This window comes from Rhizobium sp. AQ_MP, assembly GCF_014237835.1.
Taxonomy (GTDB): domain Bacteria; phylum Pseudomonadota; class Alphaproteobacteria; order Rhizobiales; family Rhizobiaceae; genus Allorhizobium.
Map to the genome: position 1 here is coordinate 86,542 of NZ_JACJVI010000012.1, position 21,158 is coordinate 107,699.

Genomic DNA, 21,158 nt, shown 5'->3' on the forward strand with positions numbered 1-21,158 from the left:
AGGATACCGGCATGGCCACTGCAATAGACCATTCCACCACGTTTCTTCTCGGTCGCCTCAACTGGAGTGCGATCCCGACGGATCCCATCGTTCTCTCGACCTTTGTGGTCGTCGTCATCGGCGGTGCCGCCACCGTCGGCGCGCTGACATATTATCGCCTCTGGGGCTATCTCTGGCGCGAGTGGCTGACGTCCGTCGATCACAAGAAGATCGGCATCATGTACATCATCCTGGCGCTGGTCATGCTGGTGCGCGGCTTTGCCGACGCCATCATGATGCGCCTGCAGCAGGTGCTGGCCTTCAATGGGTCCGAGGGCTATCTCAATGCACACCACTACGACCAGATCTTCACCGCCCATGGCGTGATCATGATCTTCTTCGTGGCGATGCCTTTCGTCACGGGTCTGATGAACTATGTCGTGCCGCTGCAGATCGGCGCGCGTGACGTATCGTTCCCTTTCCTCAACAATTTCTCGTTCTGGATGACCGTCGGCGGCGCCGTGCTTGTCATGGCCTCGCTCTTCGTCGGCGAGTTCGCCCAGACGGGCTGGCTCGCCTTCCCGCCGCTGTCGGGCATTGGCTACAGTCCTTGGGTCGGCGTCGACTATTACATCTGGGGTCTGCAGATCGCCGGGGTGGGCACGACGCTCTCAGGCATCAACCTGCTCGTCACGATCGTCAAGATGCGTGCACCGGGCATGACCCTGATGCGCATGCCGGTTTTCACCTGGACGGCACTCTGCACCAACATCCTCATCGTCGCCTCCTTCCCGGTGCTGACGATGACGCTGATCCTTCTGACGCTCGATCGCTACGTGGGAACGAACTTCTTCACGAACGATCTCGGCGGCAACCCGATGATGTACATCAACCTCATCTGGATCTGGGGCCACCCGGAAGTCTACATCCTCATACTGCCGCTCTTCGGTGTTTTCTCGGAGATCACCTCGACCTTCTCGGGCAAGCGCCTCTTCGGCTACAGCTCGATGGTCTATGCGACCGTCTGCATCACGATCCTGAGCTATATCGTCTGGCTCCACCACTTCTTCACCATGGGTTCTGGCGCCTCGGTGAACGCCTTCTTTGGCATCACCACCATGATCATCTCTGTGCCCACGGGGGCCAAGATCTTCAACTGGCTCTTCACCATGTACAAGGGGCGGGTCCGCTTCGACCTGCCGATGATGTGGACGGTGGCCTTCATGCTGACCTTCACCATCGGTGGCATGACGGGCGTTCTTCTGGCTGTTCCGCCGGCCGACTTCGTCCTGCACAACTCGCTCTTCCTGGTGGCGCACTTCCACAACGTCATCATCGGCGGCGTGCTGTTCGGTTGCTTTGCCGCGATCGTCTACTGGTGGCCCAAGGCCTTCGGCTTCACGTTGAACGTGTTCTGGGGCAAGGTCTCCTTCTGGAGCTGGGTCAGCGGCTTCTGGCTCGCCTTCATGCCGCTCTATGTCCTCGGCCTGATGGGTGTCACACGCCGCATGCGCGTCTTCGACGACCCGGATCTCAGGATCTGGTTCATCCTGGCCGCCCTCGGCGCGCTGCTGATCGCCGTCGGTATTGCCGCCTTCTTCATCCAGATTGCCGTCTCGATCTGGCAGCGGAAGGACAACATGGATGTGACCGGCGACCCCTGGGGTGGACGGACGCTTGAATGGGCGACCTCGTCTCCGCCGCCGGCCTATAATTTCGCCTTCACGCCCGTCGTTCATGATCTCGACGCCTGGCACGACATGAAGCAGGTCGGCCAGACCCGTCCGAAGGCACCTTACCTGCCGATCCACATGCCGCGTTACACCGGCACGGGTGTGATCATCTCAGGCCTTGCCACGCTCTGCGGCTTCGCGCTGGTCTGGTACATCTGGTGGCTGGCAGCTCTGTCCTTCCTCGCGATCATTGCCGTCTCGATCGCCCATACCTTCAACTACGACCGGGATTACTATGTCCCCGTCGACGAGGTCGAGCGTGTCGAAAAGGCCCGTGACCGCGAACTGGCAAGCGTAGGAGCGTAAAGACCGTGAACACCGTCACCCAAACCGATACGCCTGCCGTCTATTGGGAAACCGAGCCGCATCATCACCCGGAAGGCGCGTCCACGCGGCTCGGCTTCTGGATCTACCTGATGAGCGACTGCCTGATGTTCGCAGTCCTCTTTGCGGTCTTCGCCGTGGTCGGCCAGAGCTATGCGGCCGGCCCCGGTCCCAAGGCTCTGTTCGATCTGACGCTCATTGCCATCAACACCGGTTTCCTGCTGGTCTCCTCAATCACCTTCGGCTTTGCGATGCTTGCCATGTATGAGGGCCGGCAGGCCCGCATGCAGATCTGGCTGGCCGTCACGCTGCTGCTGGGCCTCGCCTTCCTGGCGCTCGAAATCTATGAGTTCCATCACCTGATCGAACTCGGCGCCGGTCCGCAGCGCTCTGCCTTCCTGTCGGCCTTCTTCGCGCTGGTCGGCACCCACGGCCTGCACGTGCTGTTCGGCTGCATCTGGCTCGTCACCCTGATGGTCCAGATCAACCAGAAGGGTCTGATCCCGGCAAACACCCGCCGCATGGAATGCCTGAGCATGTTCTGGCACTTCCTCGATGTCATCTGGATCGGGGTTTTCACCTTCGTCTATCTCCTGGGGATGATCTGATGTCGCAACATTCCATCAAGCCTCATGCCCATCATGAGCCGGGTCATGACAATACCGGCCATGATCACGGCAGCTACCGCTCCTATCTGACGGGCTTTGTGCTGGCCGCGATCCTGACGATCATTCCTTTTGCCATCGTCATGGGCGGCGGCTTCGAAAGCCGTGTCCTCACGGCGGTCACGGTGATCGGCTTCGCCGTCGTCCAGATCCTCGTTCACATGGTGTATTTCCTGCACATGAACACCCGCTCCGACGAGGGCTGGACCATGCTGTCGATGATCTTCACAGTCATCGTCGTGGTCATCATGATCGCCGGATCGGTCTGGGTCATGTACAACCTGAACACCAACATGATGCCGACAATGGATCACGAAAGCTTCCAGGGCTTCGGCTCCTGAGGAGATCGGTAAGACAATGACCGAGGCGCGCAGACCATGGTGGTTCATTGGACTGGGCGTCCTCGCCATCGGCCTGCTCGTCGGCCTTGGCGTCTGGCAGCTCCAGCGCCTGCAATGGAAAACGGCTCTCATTCAACGCGTCGAGGCGGGGCTTGTGGCCCCGCCGGTCTCCGCACCGGGTCCCGATGCCTGGGCTCAGGTGAGCTTCGACACATCAGAGTATCGCCGCATCGAAGTGCGCGGCCGTTATCTGCCCGCGGACGACCTTCTGGTGAAGGCCGTGACCTCGCGCGGATCCGGTTTCTGGGTGATGACGCCCTTCGAGACGGATGACGGCTGGCGCCTCTTCATCAACCGCGGCTTCGTTCCCGATGACCGGACCTCGGTCGCCGACAGGCCGAGACCTGAGGGTGAGCATAGTGTCACAGGGCTGCTGCGTTTAACCCAGCCGGGCGGTGCCTTTCTCCGCGACAACGACCCTGCGGCCAACCGATGGTTCTCCCGTGACACGGTCGCCATGTCCCAGTCCGTCGGGCTGGGGGAGGTCGCACCGTATTTCGTCGATGCCGATGAACAGGGCGATGACCTGCCCGTCGGCGGACTTACGGTGGTTTCCTTCCCCAACAAGCATTTCGGCTATGCCATGACATGGTTCGGTCTGGCTGGTGTCTTCGCCTATCTGCTGTACCGCGCGACGATCCAGACGAAGCGAAGCGATGAGGTCTAGTCAGCCGCTAGCCTCCTGGCTCAATAGGAGCTTTCCAGGCTGTATCGACTGCCCGGATAAAGCAGCCTGACTGATGTCACCAACCGGTCCCCCGACCAGGTCCGACGCCTGACCTGAAGGCAGGGTTCGGATCGCGCGATCGCCAGCAACCGGCATTCCCATGGCTGCGGCAACACCGCCTCGACGAACTGTTCGGCGCGGGAGATGGGCGCGATACCGCTCAGATAGGCGTTGGGCGTAATCGTCCGGAAATCCTGGTCGAGATAGGCGGGCGCAAGCTCAGCATGGACAAAGCGATCTTCCAGCTGGATCGGCAGATCGTCTTCCTTGTGCACGATGACCGAGTGGAAGGCGGAGGTGCCAGCGTCCACTTCCAATCGGTCCGCCAGATCGTGATCGCAGACTTCGGCCTGCATCAGCACGATCTCGACCGAATGCTGGCCGCCGCGCTCGGCAATCTCCTCGGCGATGTTGCGCACGTCGCTGACATTGGCCCGACGCTTCTTCGGCGCAACGAAGGAGCCGCGCCCCTGGACCCGCACGATGACGCCTTCGCTGGCGAGTTCTCTCAGCGCCCGATGCGCCGTCATCCGGCTGACCCCCAGCATCTCGACGAGCTCGTTTTCGGAGGGGATGCGGAAATTGATCGGCCATTCGCCACGCTCAATCCGCGCCTTGATCTCGGACTTCATCTGCTCGTAGAGCGGCGTATCCTGACCTTCCTCGGGAAGTGCAAAGCCTGGTTGATCATCGGACATGCTGGTCGATCCTGCTGGTGGCGATGCGAATGTGGTGTCGCGGCGCGGCGGTCAATTCCTTATCGGCTAAGGCCTTGTCGAGGCAACTGTTTCGGAACCGGATCCCTGATCGGTCACGGCAGACACCTCGATGACGTAAAGGCCACAATCAGCCCCGAGAGGCTCGATCGCGAGCTCGAATGGCATCCGCTCGCAGATCAGGACATCACCGAGCCCGACATCCGATCGCATACTATCGATCTTAACCGCAGCATCGCCGCGAAAAACGATCGCGACGGTGTCACCGGACATGGAAAGGGTCTGCGCGGCTGACACGCCAATCTTCGTCATGCGATGGACGAAACGCCCGCGCCGGCTCATGACATTGAGATCGAGCGTTTCGCCGCCAAGACAATCCGCCTGCACCTCCGCATCGCCGGAAAAGGCAAAGGGAGGCGAGCCTACGAGAAGCGGCACCTCCCGCCGCCCGTCGACCGTCAGCTGCATGCCGTCGCCCTTGAGAACGGCGATCGTCCTGTCGATCCCGGCAAAGACCGAGAACGGACCGGAGGCCCCGACGGTTGCAAGACTGATCCGCCAGTCGAACCCGCCGGAGCCATCCGAAGCAGGTCGGGAGATTACCTCGCGGGTGATCCCCAGCCCATTTTTCCAGGGCATCTTCAGGTGCTCGTCGAAGCGCTGGATGCGGAGGGACATGGGGCCGTCGGTCTCCCTTAATTGCCGAGAATGCCGGGCAGACGAAGGCCCTTTTCCTTGGCGCAATCGAGCGCGATGTCGTAGCCCGCATCGGCATGGCGCATGACGCCGGTTGCCGGGTCGTTCCAGAGCACCCGTTCCAGCCGTCGTGCAGCATCATCCGTGCCATCGGCGCAGATGACCATGCCGGAATGCTGGGAAAAGCCCATGCCCACACCGCCGCCATGATGCAGCGAAACCCAGGTTGCACCCGAGGCGCAGTTCAGAAGCGCGTTCAGAAGCGGCCAGTCGGACACGGCATCGGAACCGTCCTTCATGGCCTCCGTCTCGCGGTTCGGCGACGAGACCGAACCTGAATCGAGATGGTCACGACCGATAACGACGGGCGCCTTCAGCTCGCCATTCCTCACCATTTCGTTGAAGGCAAGGCCCAGCTTGTGGCGATCGCCGAGACCGACCCAGCAGATGCGCGCCGGCAGACCCTGGAAGGCAATGCGCTCGCGCGCCATGTCCAGCCAGTTGTGCAGATGCTTGTTATCCGGCAGCAGTTCCTTCACCTTGGCATCCGTCTTGTAGATATCCTCCGGATCGCCCGAAAGGGCGGCCCAGCGGAAGGGGCCGATGCCGCGGCAGAAGAGCGGGCGGATATAGGCCGGCACGAAGCCGGGGAAAGCAAAGGCATTCTCGAAGCCTTCTTCCTTGGCGACCTGGCGAATGTTGTTGCCGTAGTCGAGTGTCGGAATGCCCCTGTTCCAGAAGTCGACCATGGCCTGCACATGGGTCTTCATCGAGGCACGGGCGGCAGCTTCCACCGCCTTCGGGTCGCTTTCCTGTTTTGCCCGCCATTCGGCGACCGTCCAGCCGAGCGGCAGATAGCCGTGAACAGGATCATGGGCCGAGGTCTGGTCGGTCACGATGTCGGGGCGCACGCCGCGGCGCACAAGCTCCGGGAAGATTTCGGCGGCATTGCCGACGAGGCCGACGGATTTGGCTTCCCCGGCCTTGGTCCATTGGTCGATGAGGGCAAGCGCTTCGTCCAGCGTATGCGCCTTGGCATCAACGTAACGGGTGCGCAGGCGGAAATCGATGCGGGTCTCGTCGCATTCGACGGCAAGGCAGCAGGCGCCGGCCATGACGGCGGCGAGTGGCTGGGCACCACCCATGCCGCCAAGGCCTCCGGTCAGGATCCACTTGCCCTTGAGATTGCCTTTATAGTGCTGGCGGCCAGCCTCCACGAAGGTCTCGTAGGTGCCCTGCACGATGCCCTGTGTGCCGATATAGATCCACGAGCCGGCGGTCATCTGGCCGTACATGGCCAGCCCCTTCTTATCCAACTCGTTGAAATGATCCCAGGTCGCCCAATGCGGCACCAGGTTGGAATTGGCAATCAGCACGCGTGGCGCATCCTTGTGGGTGCGGAACACACCGACCGGCTTGCCCGACTGGACGATCAGCGTCTCTTCTTCGGTCAGCGTTTTCAGCGTTTCAACGATCCGGTCGAAATCATCCCAGGTGCGCGCCGCACGCCCAATGCCACCATAGACGACCAGCTCATGCGGCCGCTCGGCAACGTCAGGGTCGAGATTGTTCATCAACATGCGCAGCGGCGCTTCCGTCATCCAGCTCTTGGCCGAGAGTTCGGTTCCGGTGGCGGCGCGGACGTCGCGGATATTGTGTCTGGGATTGCTCATGGTCCTGTTTCCTTGTGGAACGTCTCATCGATCTTATTGAATGGCCCCTCACCCTGACCCTCTCCCCGCAGGCGGGGAGAGGGGAAAGCGAGGCTGCGACGCGCTGCCTTCTCCCCGTTTACGGGGGGAAGGTGCCGGCAGGCGGATGAGGGGCTGCATGCTTTGCTAACTCGAGCGCGATGGTTTCGATGGATGTCAGAATGTTCTTGAGATGGCGCCGCAGTGTCTCGGCCTTCCCGGCGTCATAGGCAAAGGGTGGTGCTTCAGTGGCCAGGTGCGTGATCTGCGCCAGTTCCATCTGAATGGCGTGCACGCCGGTGTCGGGCTGCCCGTAATGCCGTGTCGTCCAGCCGCCCTTGAAGCGACCGTTGACCACTGACGTATAGCCTTGGGCCCGGCCGGCGATCTCGGCGGCGGCTTTCTCGATCCTGGCATCGCAGGTGCGGCCCATGTCCGTGCCGATGTTGAAGTCCGGAAGGCGCCCTTCGAACAGAAATGGGATCAGCGAGCGGATCGAATGGCAGTCGTAAAGCACCGCCACGCCATGAATTGCCTTCACGCGTTCGATTTCTGCTTTCAGCGCCGCATGATAGGGCGCGTGGAAGCCTGCCAGCCGATCGGCAATATCATCCTCGGTCGGCTCCTCGCCGCTTTTCCAGATGGCGACGCCGTCGAAATCCGTCTCCGGCACGAGACCGGTGGTGTTCTGCCCCGGATAGAGGCTCACCCCTGCGGGATCGCGGTTCGCATCGATCACATAGCGATGGAAGGTCGCCCTGACCGTTGTCGCATCCGGCAACAATCCGGCATAGAGCTCATGGATATGCCAGTCGGTATCGGCCAGCAGCTTGCCGTTGTCATTGAGGCGATCCCAGATCGCAGGCGGAACATCCGTGCCCGTATGCGGGAAGGCGAGAACAACGGGGGAGGTGCCTTGGGTAATTTCGAAGACGGCCATCTCAGCCCTCCAGCCCCGGCAACAGCCCGGCGGAAACAGCCGAAACCAGCGTCCCGTCCGCCACCAGGCGACCGGCGGCCTCGAGATCGGGCGCCATGTAGCGGTCCTCCTCCAGGGTGGCAACGTGGGCACGCAAGGCGGAGATTACGTTTCGCAGTTCCGGGCTCGTCGTCAGCGGCGCGCGGAATTCCACGCCCTGTCCTGCCGTCAGCGCCTCGATCCCGATGATCGAGAAGAGGTTGTCGGTCATCTGAAGCAGGCGCCGTGCGCCATGGCAGGCCATCGAGACATGGTCTTCCTGATTGGCGGATGTCGGCGTCGAATCGACCGAGGCCGGATGCGCCATCTGCTTGTTTTCGCTCATCAGCGCAGCCGACGTAACCTCCGCGATCATCAGACCGGAGTTGAGCCCCGGCTTCTTGGCGAGGAAGGCCGGCAGCCCGTAGGACAGGGCCGGATCGACCAAGAGCGCGATGCGCCGTTGTGCGATCGCGCCGATTTCGCAGACGGCGATCGCAATCTGGTCGGCGGCGAAAGCCACCGGCTCGGCGTGGAAGTTACCGCCCGAGACGACGCTCATGTCGGAGAGCACGAGCGGATTGTCGGTGACGGCATTGGCTTCGATTTCGAGCGTGCGCCCCGCCATGCGCAACAGGTCTAGGCAGGCGCCATCGACCTGCGGCTGGCAGCGGATGCAATAGGGGTCCTGCACCCGCTCGTCGCCTTCCAGATGGCTTTCCCGGATGACGGAGCCGGAAAGCAGTCCACGCAGGGCCGCTGCCGTATCGATCTGCCCCTTATGGCCACGCAGCGTGTGAATGTCGGCAGTGAAAGGTGCCGACGAGCCCATTGCGGCATCCGTCGAGAGCGCGCCTGTAATCAGTGCTGCCTGGGCTGCACGATGGGCGCGGAACAGGCCGGCCAGCGCCAGCGCCGTCGAGGCCTGCGTGCCGTTGATCAACGCCAGACCTTCCTTGGCCGCAAGCACGACGGGCGTCAGCCCCGCGCGCTTCAGCGCCTCGGCGCCGGAAAGCCGTTCGCCCTTATAGAAAGCCTCCGCCTCGCCCATCATCACAGCGGCCATATGCGCGAGCGGCGCGAGATCACCGGATGCGCCGACGGAGCCCTTTTCGGGAATGAGTGGGGTGACGCCTTTCTCCAGCATGCTCTCGATGAGGCGAACCAGGTCCAGGCGTACACCCGAGGCGCCACGACCAAGCGAGATCAGCTTCAGCGCCATGATCAGGCGCACGATATTGGCACCAAGCGGCTGGCCCACGCCGCAGCAATGCGAGAGAATCAGATTGCGCTGCAGCGTCTCCGTGTCGGCCGCATCGATCTTGATCGAGGCGAGTTTGCCGAAGCCGGTATTGATGCCGTAGACCGGCTCGTTGCCGGCGGCGATTTCCGCAATGCGGGCGGCAGCCTTCTCGATGCCGGCATCGAAGCTGCGGTCGAGTACGGCGCTTTCGCCGCTCCAATAGATCTCGGCCAGTTCGGCGAGAGAGACGCGGCCGGGGTGAAGCGTAATGGTCACGACAGAATTCCTTTGGTGATGTGGCCGTTCCAGATGCGCTGATGCAGCGGGTTGAAACCGATGCGGTAGACAAGCTCCGCCGGGCTCTCGACCGACCAGATGTTAAGGTCGGCCCGCTTGCCGACCTCGATGGTGCCGACCGTATCGAGACGCCCGAGCGCGCGGGCGGCATTGCGGGTCACGCCGAGAAGGCATTCCTCGACCGTCATGTGAAACAACGTGGCCGCCATGTTCATGGTGAGCAGCAGGGAGGTGAGCGGCGAGGTGCCCGGATTGCAGTCCGTGGCAAGCGCCATGGCCGTTCCATGTTTGCGGAAGAGATCGACCGGCGGCTTCTTCGTCTCACGGATGAAGTAATAGGCGCCGGGCAAGAGCACCGCGACGCTTCCGGCCTTGGTCATCGCGGAAGCGCCGTCTTCATCGGTGTATTCCAGATGGTCTGCCGACAGCGCCTGATATTCGGAGGCAAGGGCCGCCCCATGGAGGTTCGACAGCTGATCCGCATGCAGTTTCACCGGCAGTCCGAGAGACCGAGCCGCATCGAAGACAAGCCGCATCTCCTCAGGCGAAAAGGCGATGCCTTCGCAGAAGCCGTCCACTGCATCGACCAGTCCCTCCGCATGGGCTGCCTTAAGGCCCGGCAGCACGACCTCGTCGATGAAATCGCGATTGCGCCCCTTGTAGTCGGTGGGCGTCGCGTGGGCTCCGAGATAGGTCGTGGTGACGGCGATCGCACGCTTGTCGGCGAGCTGTCGGGCCGCTCGCAGCATCTTGAGCTCGTCATCGACGGTCAGCCCGTAGCCGGATTTGACCTCGACGGTCGTCACGCCCTCGGCGATCAGCGCATCGAGCCGGGAAAGCGTTTGCGAGACAAGCTCCGCCTCGCTCGCTTCTCGCACCTGGCGCACGGACGAGACGATGCCGCCGCCAGCGCGTGCGATTTCCTCATAGGAGGCGCCGGCAAGACGCATCTCGAATTCACGTGCCCGATTGCCGGCATGCACCAGATGCGTATGGCAATCGATGAGGCCAGGCGTCACCCACCGTCCCTCGCAGTCGATGACGTCGGCACCGCCGGGGATCGCGATCTCGTCCGTCTCTCCGACGGCGACGATCCGTCCGCCCTCAATCACCGCCCTGCCATTCTCGATCATGCCGAGCCCTGGCCGCTCGGGTGACATGGTCGCCAGTCGTGCATTGGTGAGGATAGTCGTCATGTGCCCTCGCTTTCGGACCAGGCTGCCGTCGTCTTCAGGAGTGTTCGGATCTGCTGGATGTCGCTGTTCAGGGGCCGGTCGTCCCGGTAGAAGGGCACCGCATGGCGGATCCGCTCGTAGATTCGTTGGGTCATCGCAGCCTTGCCCGCCTTGGTAGACTGCAGGTCATGGGCCTGCGCGGCGGCAGTGAGTTCGATGGCGAGCACCGTTTCGAGATTGTCGAGGATGGCGAGCGCCTTGGCCGCAGCCGGCGTTGCATGGGTCAGGATGTCTTCCTGCAGCCCGGAGGTGATGCCACCGTCGAGGCTTGCCGGCATCGCGAGCCGGCGGTTTCCGGCGACCAGCGCTGCCGCAGTATACTGGATGATCATGAAGCCGGATTCGACGCCGCTTCCCGAGGCGAGGAAGGCGGGCAGGCCGCTCACCAGCGGGTTGACCAGCCGGTCGATCCGCCGCTCGGAAATGGCGGCGAGTTCGGCTGCGGCCGTCGCCAGATGATCCATGGCAAGGCCAAGGGCGGCACCGACGGCATGCGCCTGCGAATGCACTTTCGGGTCCTGAGGCGAGCCGCTGACGGCGGGATTGTCGGTGACGCTCGCCAGCTCCCGATCCACGACCGCACGGGCCTCAACGAGCGCATCGCGCACCGCGCCATGCACATGCGGCACGGCCCTGAGGCTGAGCGGATCCTGCGTCCGCTTGCCCGCAGATTCCGCCAGAAGCGCACTCCCGGCCAGCAATGTCCGCAGATTCTTTCCGACCTGCTGCAGGCCAGCGGACTTCCGCAGGGAAAGCGGCATTTCCGCAAATGGATCGGTCTGCGCGCCGAGGTTCTCATAACTCATCGCCGCTGACGCATCCGCCCAGTCGACGAGATGCGCGAGCCTGACGACGGCGAGGGATGCCAGACCGGTGGCGCAGGGTGTGCCGTTGATCAGGCTCAGACCTTCCTTGGCCTGGAGCACCAGCGGTTTCAGACCGAGCGCTGCCAGCGCGTCCGCGCCCGACACTCGCTTGCCGTCATGACGGCATTCGCCGGACCCGATCAACACGAGCCCGATGGCCGCGCCATGCGTCAGGTAACCGACAGAACCCCTCGACGGGATCACCGGAAGCATATCGCTATTGAGAAGCGCAATCAGCGTCTCGACGACCTCAGGCCGGATGCCCGAATAACCATGGGCGAAATTGGCGATCTGAGCCGCCATGATGGCGCGTGTTTCGACCCGCCCAAGCGGCTCACCGACACCACAGGAATGGCTGAACAGCAGATTGCGGGAGAGTGACGCCTGCTCCTCGCGATCGATGACCACGTCGCAGAGTGCGCCGACACCGGTATTGATGCCATAGCCGCGGATACCCTGGTCGACCAGGGCATCGACGATCGCGCGGGCATCGAGAATCCGCTGCCGCGCCGTTTCGCTCAAGGCCAGCCTGGCGCCCTCGGCAATGGCAGCGATTGCATCAGATGTCAGCACCGTATCGAGAGTGATCGTCGGCACCATCAGGCACTCCATCCGCTAAAAACAATTTGCCGGCTAAGGAAACTCATTGCAGGATCCTCTTCAGCGCACGGGCAAAATAGCTGTCGATGCGTTCCTCGGCCCGGTGGCGACCCTCCTGGACCACGAAGTCTCCACGAACCATCACGTCGCGCACGGCCTCGCTGCCGAGTGCAAAGATCCAGCGGTCAAGGACCTGGTCGTCCTTGGCCGTGGCGATAAAGGGGTTAGCGCCGTCGAGGACGACAAGATCGGCGCGCGCGCCGACGCGAATGCCGCTCGTCTTGACACCCGCAGCCTGAGCCCCGCCGGAGAGGCTGGCGTCGATCAGCGTGCGGCCGACCGAGGCTCCGGGACCCGACACAAGCCGGTTCCGGCGCCGATCGCGCAGCCGCTGACCATATTCCAGCACGCGCAGCTCCTCCGCCACGGAGGTTGCGACATGGCTGTCCGTGCCGATTCCTATGCGTCCGCCTTGGGCCATGAAGTTCGTTGCGGGATAGATCCCGTCGCCGAGATTGGCTTCGGTGGCCGGGCAAAGTCCTGCAACCGCACCGGATTTCGCCAGTCGCGCCGTTTCCTCCGCCGTCATATGCGTCGCATGGATGGCACACCAGCGCTCGTCGACCGCAAATTCGTCGAGCAGATAGCTGACCGGGCGGCGGCCGCTCCAGGCAAGGCAGTCCTCCACCTCCCGTTCCTGCTCGGCGACATGGATATGGATCGGTCCGCCCGTCTGCTCCGCCGAAAGCATGGCACGCATCTCATCGGGCGTGGCCGCACGCAGCGAATGGATGGCGAGGCCGAGCTCTACCTCGGCAGCTTTGCACGCGGGTGTCAGCCGATCGAGCAGGGTGAGGAAACTGTCGATATCATGGATGAACGGACGCTGTCCGGCATTGGGCGCAAGCCCACCGAAACCGGAATGGGCATAGAAGACGGGCAGGTGCGTGAGGCCGATCCCCGCCGTCTCTGCTGACCGCAGGATACGGCTCGACATTTCGAAGCCGTCAGACCTCCCGACCTCGGTCAAGGCATGGTGGAAATAGTGAAATTCCACCACCTGACCAAAGCCACCTTTCAGAAGTTCACTATACAACTTCGTCGCCACGGCTTCGACATCGTCGGGCGACATCTGCCCGACCAGTCGATACATCGTCTCACGCCAGGTCCAGAAGCTGTCATCGGACGAGCCTGCCTGCTCTGCAAGACCCGCCATGGCGCGCTGAAAAGCGTGAGAATGCAGGTTTTGCAGGGCGGGAACCACAGGTCCTGCCAGTGTCGTCGAATCCGGCCCACGCACCGTACCGTGCTCGATCGAGGCAATCTTGCCGCTCTGATCGATCCCGATTGTCACATCGCTTGCCCAGCCTTCGGGCAGGAGCACACGCTCACAGAACAGACTTTGGGAAGCTTTCATCGCGAAACCTTTGCAAGTTGTATAGGCAACATGGCGGGTTCAGCGTTTTGACGCAAGAGGGCTTCGACAGGTCTGGCAGTCGAAGTCGAAAATCACCGTCGGGCGAGTGCCGGAATTCCGCTCGGCCTTCGCGAAAGCTCAGATGGCGAGAGGAGTGGCACTCGGCTCGGCGATCCGCGGCGAGGCCAGCAAGGTGAGCTCGTCCCGGTGGCGCATCATCGCCTTGAGCAGGGCGTGGTCGCGGGAAAGGGCGGCCTGGCGGGTCGGTGACGCTGGGAAATGTCCCATGGCAAACCGCATCTGCCTCCCCGCTTCCGCTGTTGTCGGAAAGGCCCCAGCGGCGACGGCCGCATGCAGCGCGCAGCCGAGCAGCACGGCGTCGCAATCCGCTGGCACGAAGACATCGCAGCCCGTGGCATCGGCATAGAGCTGGGCCAGCAGCGGATGGTCCGCGAGCCCGCCGGCCAGCAGCAGCTGCCTCGGGGCTCCGGCGCGTCGCGGCTGATGGTCGAGGATATGCCGGATGCTGCAGGCAAGTGCCACGCAGCTGCGCCAATAAAGCCTGTGCAGCGAAAGCTCGCTCCGGTCGAGATCCATGCCGGCAATGATGCCCGTCAAAAAGGGATCCGACACCGGTGACCGGGTGCCATGCAGATCTGGAAGCACACTGATCGGCAGTCCGAAATCCGGGCCCTCGCCGGCAAGATGCTCGGCAATCGCATCGAGGATTGCCCGGTGGCGGGCCTTTGTCGGTATGCCGCCAAACGGATGCAGGGAGACGATGTGGTCGAGGAAGGCGCCGGACGCAGATTGACCCGCTTCGGTCAGCCATAGGTCCGCAATCGCCGCATCGCGGAACCCGCCCCAGCATCCGGCCCCGGATACAGGTTCGCGCGAAAGCCGCACGATGCAGCTCGAGGTTCCCGCAATCAGCACGGCTTCCGATGACAATGGCACCTCCGGCCGCTCACCTGCCGCAAACAGGCCAACGGTCCCCGCATAGGCATCGATCAGCCCAGGCGCCACGAGGCAGTCCTCGTCGAGACCCAGTTCACGGGCGCTGATTGTCGAAAGTCGGCCGATCGGTCGGCCCGGCGGTTCGGATTGCAGAGGCAGGCCCGCCCGCTCCATCAGGTCGCCAAGTCCTATCTTCTTCAGGTAGTCGATTGGAGGCGTACCAGGCGCCTCGGGCGTGTAGCCCCATTTCGAGGCAAGCGCCGAATGGCTGCGCTTTGCCGATCCTGTCGCCCGCCAGGTCAGGTAGTCGCAGAGATCGAAGATCTGTCCGCAGGCGGACCAGAGATCGGGTCGGTGGGTCTTCAGCCAAAGCAGCTTGGGGATCTGCATCTCGACCGAAAGCCGTCCGCCGAAACGCTCCAGAATGGGGTCGGTAGTTGCATTGCAGGCCTCGGTCTCCGCCAGCGCCCGATGATCCATCCAGAGGATGGTATCGAGGCCGGCTGCCCCCGTTTCGGAAACGGAAAGTGGTCTGCCGTGATGATCGCGGACGACCAGCGAGCAGGTTGCGTCGAAGCCGATTGCCAGAACGCTCGCCGCGCCAATGCCACTTTCGGCAAGCGCAGCCTTCACGGCCTCACAGACCGCCGACCAGATTTCCTCGCTGTTCTGCTCCATGTGCTTGGGGAGGGAGTGGTGAACGCTGATCGGGACGACGCACCGCGCCAGCTGCCGGCCGCTGAGGTCAAATACCCCCGCCCGCGCACTGCCCGTGCCGACATCCACGGCCAAGAGGTGTTCACGCATCAGTCAGATCTTCCGGTCTCCTCACGCCGAGGACAAAGTGGAGCAGATTCTCCATGGCGTCAAACTGTCCATCCGGATGCAGTTTGCCAAGGGATGTCTCGTAGCTGGCATGCTGCGTATGCGAGCCGCCAGTGAAGGCGAGAACCCGCATGCGCGCGGCCTGTGCGGCGCGGATGCCGGCTGGACTGTCTTCGATGACAAGGCACTGCGATGGCTGAAATCCCATCTGCCGCGCCGCATGCAGGAAAAGATCCGGGGCCGGCTTGCCGTTTTCCACCATGGTGGCGCTGAAGATATGGGGCGCCAGCCGCGTGAGGAGGCCCGTCACCGAAAGCGAGAGCTCGATCCGTTCCCGCTGGCTCGATGACGCCACACAACAAGCAACTCCCGCAGCCTTCAGGCTGTCGATGGCGGCCGCCACGCCAGCTACAGGCTTCAGTTCGGAACGGAAGCGGGCGTAGAGCACTTCGCGCATGTTGGCGAGAAAGGGTGGGTCGATTTCGATGCCGAATTCGGAGCGCACGACCTTTGCCAGAGATCCTAGGCTTCGACCAAGAAAACGGTCCGCTGCCTCGTCGGTCGAAAGCGAGATCCCCTTTTCTGCGAGCGCCTCGACCAGAACCTCCAGCGCAATCCCCTCGCTGTCGACGAGAACGCCGTCACAGTCGAAGATCACAAGGCGGATCGGCTGCGGGTCCATGATCACTCAGCTGGCAAGGGTTCCGTCGATGTAGCGCTGGAGCGTAGCGGCGGTGCCATGGCTGCGCAAGCTGCCGATGGCTTCGTCGAAACGCTTGCGGAACTGGGGATTGCTTCCGACGGCGCCAAAGATGTCGGTAATGCCGATAAACTCCTGCGCATTCCCGCGCGACGCAAGTGCCGCTGAATGCAGCCGTTCGGCACTTGGGTCGTTGAAGGCAATCGCCTTGCCGCCGTCGCTCTCGCCCTCGAAATAACGGCACCATAGGGCCGAGACGAGCGCCAGACCCTGAACATCAAGCCCCTTGGCCAGTCGGTCGGCTGTCGAGGGCAGAATGAATTTCGGCTGGCGGTTCGACCCGTCCTGCGCAAGGCGCGGAATGGTGTCGCCGATCTTCGGGTTCGAGAATCGGGTCTCGATCAGCGAGAAATAGTCCTGCAGGCTGGTATTCGGGACAGGCGGCACGACAGGAATGATCTCGTCATTTTCCAGCTTCGCCAGAAAGGCGCGGATCAAGGGATTTTCCATGGACTCATGCACGAAGTGGATGTCCATCAGCGCCGCCGGATAGGCGATCGCCGCATGGCCGCCATTGAGGATCCGGAGTTTCATCAACTCGTAAGGGGCGACATCGGGAACGAAGGTAACCCCGACATCCTCAAGCGCGGGTCGTCCGAGCGGGAACTTGTCTTCCAGAACCCACTGCTTGAAGCCTTCGCAGAACACCGGCCAGCCGTCTTCGATGCCGTAGGCGTCGCGGGTCATGTCGATCTCCCGTTGTCCGGTCGCCGGCGTGATCCGGTCCACCATCGAATTCGGGAAGGCGACGTTGTGGTGGATCCAGTCGGCGATTTCAGGATCGGACAGTCGCGCAAGTCCGCAGACGGTCGCTTCGGTGACCTCGCCATTGCCGGGGATATTGTCGCAGCACATGACGGTAAAGGCCGGAATCCCGGCTGCCTTGCGAGCTTTCAAGCCAGCAATAATCAGGCCGAAGACCGTCTTCGGATGGTCTGGATCACTGGCATCTCCAACGATCGCGGGATGGGTGGGATCAAACTTTCCGGTCGCGGCATCGATGAAATAGCCGCCCTCCGTGATGGTCAGCGACACAATGCGGATCTCCGGCGAAGCCAGTGTTGCGATGATCCGGTCGAAATCCGGTGCCGTGATAACATCGAGCATCGGGCCGGTGATCGTCGCAGCGGAACGATCGATGTCCTGTTCGACCACGGTCGTCAGAAAATCCTGTGCCTTCAGCGTGTCACGCATGCGCTTGTCGGACGGCATCACACCGGCACCAATGATGCCCCAATCGAGGTCGCGCCCCTGGTTGAACAGCTCGTGCAGATAGATCGCCATATGGGCGCGGTGAAAATTGCCGACGCCGAAATGCAGGATTCCGGGACGGATCTCGTTGCGACGATAGCGGGGCAGGGAGGCCCGGTCGCCGATGTCGGCAAGAGTTGCAAGCGAGAGTTTGGTCGTCATGGGTGCATTCCTTGGCTTGGGAAACAGGGGGAACCGTCAGCTCATCCAGTTTCCGCCGTCGACATTGTAGGTCTGGGCAACGATGTAGTCGGCTTCCGCCGAGGCGAGGAAGATCGCCATGCCGGTCAGATCTTCGGCCCGGCCCATTCGACCGAAGGGAACCGCCTCACCGACCAGCTTCTTCTTTTCGCCAAGCGGACGGTTTTCATACTTGGCGAAAAGCGCATCCACCTCGTCCCACATCTCGCTGCCGACGACGCCGGGCGCGATCCCGTTGACGTTGATCCCGTGCTTGATGAGGTTGAGGCCTGCCGATTGGGTCAGCGAAATGACAGCAGCCTTTGAAGCACAGTACACGCCGACGAGTGCTTCGCCGCGTCGTCCCGCCTGGCTTGCCATGTTGATGATCTTGCCCCCGCGCCCCTGGGCAATCATCTGGCGCGCCACGGCTTGCATGGTAAAGAGCGACCCTCCGACATTAATGTCGAAGACCCGCTGATAGCTCTTGCGGGTAATCTCGACGATGGGCGCAAGATCGAAGATCGCCGCATTGTTGACGAGGATATCGATGCCGCCGGCACGTTCGACACAGGCAGCAATCGCTGCATCGATCGACTCTTGATCAGAGACGTCGATCCTCACAGCATATGCCGAAGGACCGATCTCGGCCGCCGTCGCCGAGGCCCGTTCGAAATCGATATCGGCGATTGCGACTGCCGCGACGCCCTCGCGAACATAGGCTTCCGCAAAGGCGCGACCAATACCGCGAGCCGAACCGGTGATGATTGCGGATTTTCCCTGAAGTCTACCGGTCATGCTGCCAGTCCCTTGTCATTGAATTTATGCAGACGCGCGAGATCCGGCGTTACATAAACCGTGTCGCCGTGCCGGACCGGGAATTCGCCACCGGTCCGCGTCGTGATTGTCCCCACGCCTTCGACCTGGACATGCAGGAAGGTGTCGGATCCGAGATGTTCGGCGACCGTGACCAGTCCGCGCCACATGCCCTCGGTGGTCGACAGCGTCACATGCTCCGGCCGGATGCCGATCGTGTGTGCGCCATGCGCCGCAGCCGCCTGGCCGGAAATCAGGTTCATCTTCGGCGACCCGATGAAGCCCGCAACGAAGAGATTGGCCGGGCTGCGATAGAGTTCGAGCGGCGAACCGACCTGCTCGATGCGTCCCTTGTTGAGCACGACGATCTTGTCGGCCATGGTCATGGCCTCCACCTGGTCGTGGGTCACATAGATGGAGGTTGCCTTGAGCTTCTGATGCAGCTCGGTAATTTCCAGCCGCATGGCGACACGCAGAGCGGCGTCGAGGTTGGAGAGCGGTTCATCGAAAAGGAAGCAGCGCGGATTGCGCACGATGGCACGGCCGATCGCGACGCGCTGGCGCTGGCCGCCCGAGAGCTGCCCCGGGCGACGCTCCAGATAGTCGGTGAGGTTGAGAATGCGGGCTGCCTCCTCCACCTTGCGGCTGATTTCGGCCGGGTCGACTTTCGCCATCTTCAGCGGAAAGCCGATGTTCGAGCGCACGCTCATGTGTGGATAGAGCGCATAGGACTGAAAGACCATGGCAAGACCGCGCTGCGCCGGTGGCGTCTGCGTTTGGTCTTTGCCGTCGATTAGGATCCTTCCGCCGGTCGCATCCTCCAGGCCAGCGATCAGGCGCAGCAGGGTGGACTTGCCGCAGCCCGAAGGGCCGACAAACACGACGAATTCGCCGTCGTTGATTTCAAGGTCGATCCCCGGGATGACCGCATGCTCGCCGAAGGACTTGGAGAGCTGTTCGAGTTTGATGCTGCCCATGGTCGGGTTTCCTTACTTGACGGCGCCAAAGGTGAGGCCACGCACGAGTTGTTTCTGGCTGAACCAGCCGAGGATCACGATCGGCGCGATCGCCATCGTCGAGGCCGCCGACAGCTTCGCCCAGAACAATCCTTGCGGACTGGAGAAGGAGGCGATGAAGGCCGTGAGTGGCGCCGCATTGGTGGTGGTAAGCCGGATCGTCCAGAACGCTTCGTTCCAGGCGAGGATGATGTTGAGGAGAAGCGTCGAGGCGATCCCCGGCAGCGCCATGGGCGTCAGCACATAGACGATCTCGTTGAAAAGGGATGCACCGTCCATGCGCGCCGCTTCCAGGATCTCGCCGGGGATCTCGCGGAAATAGGTGTAGAGCATCCAGATGACGATCGGCAGGTTGATCAGCGTCAACATGATGGTGAGGCCGATGCGGGTATCGAGCAGACCGAAGTCACGGAACAGCAGATAGATTGGCACCAACACGGCGACCGCCGGCATCATCTTGGTCGACAGCATCCACATCAGGATGTCTTTGGTCCGCCTGGTCGGCGAAAAGGCCATGGCCCAGGCGGCGGGAATGCCGACGATGAGCGCGAGGATCGTCGAGCCGACCGAGAGAATCACCGAATTCATGAACGGCTTGATGTAATCCCGCTGCGTGTTCACCGTCACGTAGTTCTCGAGCGTGAAGGTTGGGATCAGGTCGAAGCCCTGGATGGCTTCCGTCTCCGTCTTCACGCTGGTGATCAGCGTGTAGAGGATCGGGAAGAAGATCACGAAGGCGACGATCCAGGCGAGGAGAGTGAAGATCACCTTGCGGCGGGGGCTTGTGGCACGGGCCATGGTCGATCTCCTTACCGGTCCAGGTTCTTGCCGACGGCGCGCATCAGGAAGATGGCAACCAGATTGGCAAGCACGACAGCGATGATGCCACCCGCAGACGCTCCGCCGACGTCATAACCGAGAAGCGCGGTGCGATAGATGAGGAAGGCGAGGTTGGTCGAGGCATAGCCCGGACCGCCATTGGTCGTGACCAGGATCTCCGCATAGACACCGAGCAGAAAGATCGTCTGGATCAGGATGACGACGGTGATGGCGCGGGCAAGATGCGGCAGCGTCAGATAGATGAACTGGTTGATGAAGTTCGCACCATCCATCTCGGCGGCTTCCTTCTGCTCGACATCGAGCGACTGCAGCGCCGTCAACAGAATGAGCGTCGCAAACGGCAGCCACTGCCACGCAACGATGACGATGATCGAGAACAGCGGATACTGTGCGAACCAGTCGACCGGGTTCAGGCCCAGCGCCCGGTTGATGTCCGCCAGCACGCCGTAGCCCGGATGCATGATCATGTTCTTCCAGATCAGCGCGGCGACCGGTGGCATGACGAAGAAGGGAGAGATGACGAGGATGCGCACGATCCCCTGGCCGAACATCGGCTGATCCAGCAGCAGTGCGAGAAGGATGCCGCCGACGATCGTGATGAACAGCACCCCGCCAACGATCAGCAGCGTATTCCATACCGACTGGAAGAATGCCGGATCCGTGTAGAAATAGCGATAGTTGAACAGGCCACCGAAGCTGACATTGGCCGGATTGAGCAGATTGTAGTTCTGGAACGAGAACCACAGAGTCATCGCCAGCGGTACGATCATCCAGATCAACAGGAGACCGACGGATGGCGCCATCATCAGACGGGCCAGTGTGCGTGTGTTTTGAGTAGCCATGATGAAGCTCGCCCTGATGGACTTCAGTAAACAAGGTCCGAAGACCTGTTGGAAGCTAGGTGACGCCGACTTGTATTGGTCGCAAGCGGTCGGGGCTTCTCCTGCCCGGATCGCGATCCGGGC

Annotated in this window: 19 protein-coding genes; 4 read left to right on the top strand and 15 right to left on the bottom strand. The window is 62.3% G+C overall.

Features of this window, described 5'->3' with window-relative positions:
- The first annotated feature begins 11 nt into the window (after positions 1–11).
- From cyoB to H6M51_RS17300, 4 genes are read left to right on the top strand one after another with little or no spacing between them, the layout of a single operon-like run.
- Entirely contained in the window at positions 12–2,018 is a 2,007-nt protein-coding gene (gene cyoB / locus H6M51_RS17285) for a cytochrome o ubiquinol oxidase subunit I (RefSeq protein WP_185811070.1), read from the top strand.
- A gap of 5 nt (positions 2,019–2,023) precedes the next feature.
- The gene (gene cyoC, locus H6M51_RS17290; protein WP_185811071.1) at positions 2,024–2,644 is read left to right on the top strand and encodes a cytochrome o ubiquinol oxidase subunit III; all 621 of its coding nucleotides are present in this window, start codon (positions 2,024–2,026) and stop codon (positions 2,642–2,644) included.
- Complete coding sequence (cyoD, locus tag H6M51_RS17295; RefSeq protein WP_185811072.1) at positions 2,644–3,042, top strand: cytochrome o ubiquinol oxidase subunit IV; 399 nt, start codon at positions 2,644–2,646, stop codon at positions 3,040–3,042. Before cyoC ends, cyoD begins: the two co-directional genes overlap by 1 nt.
- A 16-nt stretch (positions 3,043–3,058) precedes the next feature.
- Complete coding sequence (locus tag H6M51_RS17300; RefSeq protein WP_185811073.1) at positions 3,059–3,769, top strand: SURF1 family protein; 711 nt, start codon at positions 3,059–3,061, stop codon at positions 3,767–3,769.
- A gap of 20 nt (positions 3,770–3,789) precedes the next feature.
- Here the strand turns inward: H6M51_RS17300 and hutC are convergent, their stop codons facing one another.
- The 15 genes from hutC to H6M51_RS17375 all read right to left on the bottom strand — a co-directional run bounded on the left by hutC (position 3,790) and on the right by H6M51_RS17375 (position 21,035).
- Entirely contained in the window at positions 3,790–4,527 is a 738-nt protein-coding gene (gene hutC / locus H6M51_RS17305) for a histidine utilization repressor (protein WP_185811074.1), read from the bottom strand.
- A gap of 66 nt (positions 4,528–4,593) precedes the next feature.
- Entirely contained in the window at positions 4,594–5,223 is a 630-nt protein-coding gene (locus tag H6M51_RS17310) for a HutD family protein (protein WP_185811075.1), read from the bottom strand.
- Positions 5,224–5,240: 17 nt separating this feature from the next.
- Positions 5,241–6,914 carry a urocanate hydratase gene (gene hutU / locus H6M51_RS17315; protein WP_185811076.1) on the bottom strand — a complete coding sequence of 558 codons (1,674 nt, stop codon included), beginning with the start codon at positions 6,912–6,914 and terminating at the stop codon, positions 5,241–5,243.
- A 118-nt stretch (positions 6,915–7,032) separates the two neighbouring features.
- Positions 7,033–7,872 carry an N-formylglutamate deformylase gene (gene hutG, locus H6M51_RS17320; RefSeq protein WP_185811077.1) on the bottom strand — a complete coding sequence of 280 codons (840 nt, stop codon included), beginning with the start codon at positions 7,870–7,872 and terminating at the stop codon, positions 7,033–7,035.
- 1 nt (position 7,873) lies between these two features.
- The gene (gene hutH, locus H6M51_RS17325) at positions 7,874–9,409 is read right to left on the bottom strand and encodes a histidine ammonia-lyase (RefSeq protein ID WP_185811078.1); all 1,536 of its coding nucleotides are present in this window, start codon (positions 9,407–9,409) and stop codon (positions 7,874–7,876) included.
- Complete coding sequence (gene hutI, locus H6M51_RS17330; RefSeq protein ID WP_185811079.1) at positions 9,406–10,626, bottom strand: imidazolonepropionase; 1,221 nt, start codon at positions 10,624–10,626, stop codon at positions 9,406–9,408. Before hutI ends, hutH (H6M51_RS17325) begins: the two co-directional genes overlap by 4 nt.
- Positions 10,623–12,131, bottom strand: a complete 1,509-nt coding sequence (hutH, locus tag H6M51_RS17335; RefSeq protein ID WP_185811080.1) for a histidine ammonia-lyase — start codon at positions 12,129–12,131, stop codon at positions 10,623–10,625. Before hutH (H6M51_RS17335) ends, hutI begins: the two co-directional genes overlap by 4 nt.
- Before the next feature lie 43 nt (positions 12,132–12,174).
- Entirely contained in the window at positions 12,175–13,548 is a 1,374-nt protein-coding gene (hutF, locus tag H6M51_RS17340; RefSeq protein ID WP_185811081.1) for a formimidoylglutamate deiminase, read from the bottom strand.
- 138 nt (positions 13,549–13,686) lie between these two features.
- On the bottom strand, positions 13,687–15,312 hold the full coding sequence (locus H6M51_RS17345; RefSeq protein ID WP_185811082.1) for an FGGY family pentulose kinase: 1,626 nt from the start codon (positions 15,310–15,312) through the stop codon (positions 13,687–13,689).
- Positions 15,305–16,012: an HAD family phosphatase gene (locus tag H6M51_RS17350; RefSeq protein ID WP_185811083.1), complete on the bottom strand. Its 708-nt coding sequence runs from the start codon at positions 16,010–16,012 to the stop codon at positions 15,305–15,307. The genes H6M51_RS17345 and H6M51_RS17350 overlap by 8 nt, the downstream gene beginning before the upstream one ends.
- A 6-nt stretch (positions 16,013–16,018) precedes the next feature.
- Positions 16,019–17,503: a mannitol dehydrogenase family protein gene (locus H6M51_RS17355; protein WP_185811084.1), complete on the bottom strand. Its 1,485-nt coding sequence runs from the start codon at positions 17,501–17,503 to the stop codon at positions 16,019–16,021.
- Positions 17,504–17,539: 36 nt separating this feature from the next.
- On the bottom strand, positions 17,540–18,319 hold the full coding sequence (locus H6M51_RS17360; RefSeq protein ID WP_185811085.1) for an L-iditol 2-dehydrogenase: 780 nt from the start codon (positions 18,317–18,319) through the stop codon (positions 17,540–17,542).
- Positions 18,316–19,314 carry an ABC transporter ATP-binding protein gene (locus H6M51_RS17365; protein ID WP_185811086.1) on the bottom strand — a complete coding sequence of 333 codons (999 nt, stop codon included), beginning with the start codon at positions 19,312–19,314 and terminating at the stop codon, positions 18,316–18,318. The genes H6M51_RS17360 and H6M51_RS17365 overlap by 4 nt, the downstream gene beginning before the upstream one ends.
- 12 nt (positions 19,315–19,326) lie before the next feature.
- Positions 19,327–20,151, bottom strand: coding sequence for a carbohydrate ABC transporter permease (locus H6M51_RS17370; RefSeq protein WP_185811087.1), 825 nt, complete (start codon positions 20,149–20,151; stop codon positions 19,327–19,329).
- Positions 20,152–20,162: 11 nt separating this feature from the next.
- Complete coding sequence (locus H6M51_RS17375) at positions 20,163–21,035, bottom strand: carbohydrate ABC transporter permease (RefSeq protein ID WP_185811088.1); 873 nt, start codon at positions 21,033–21,035, stop codon at positions 20,163–20,165.
- Positions 21,036–21,158 lie beyond the last annotated feature (123 nt).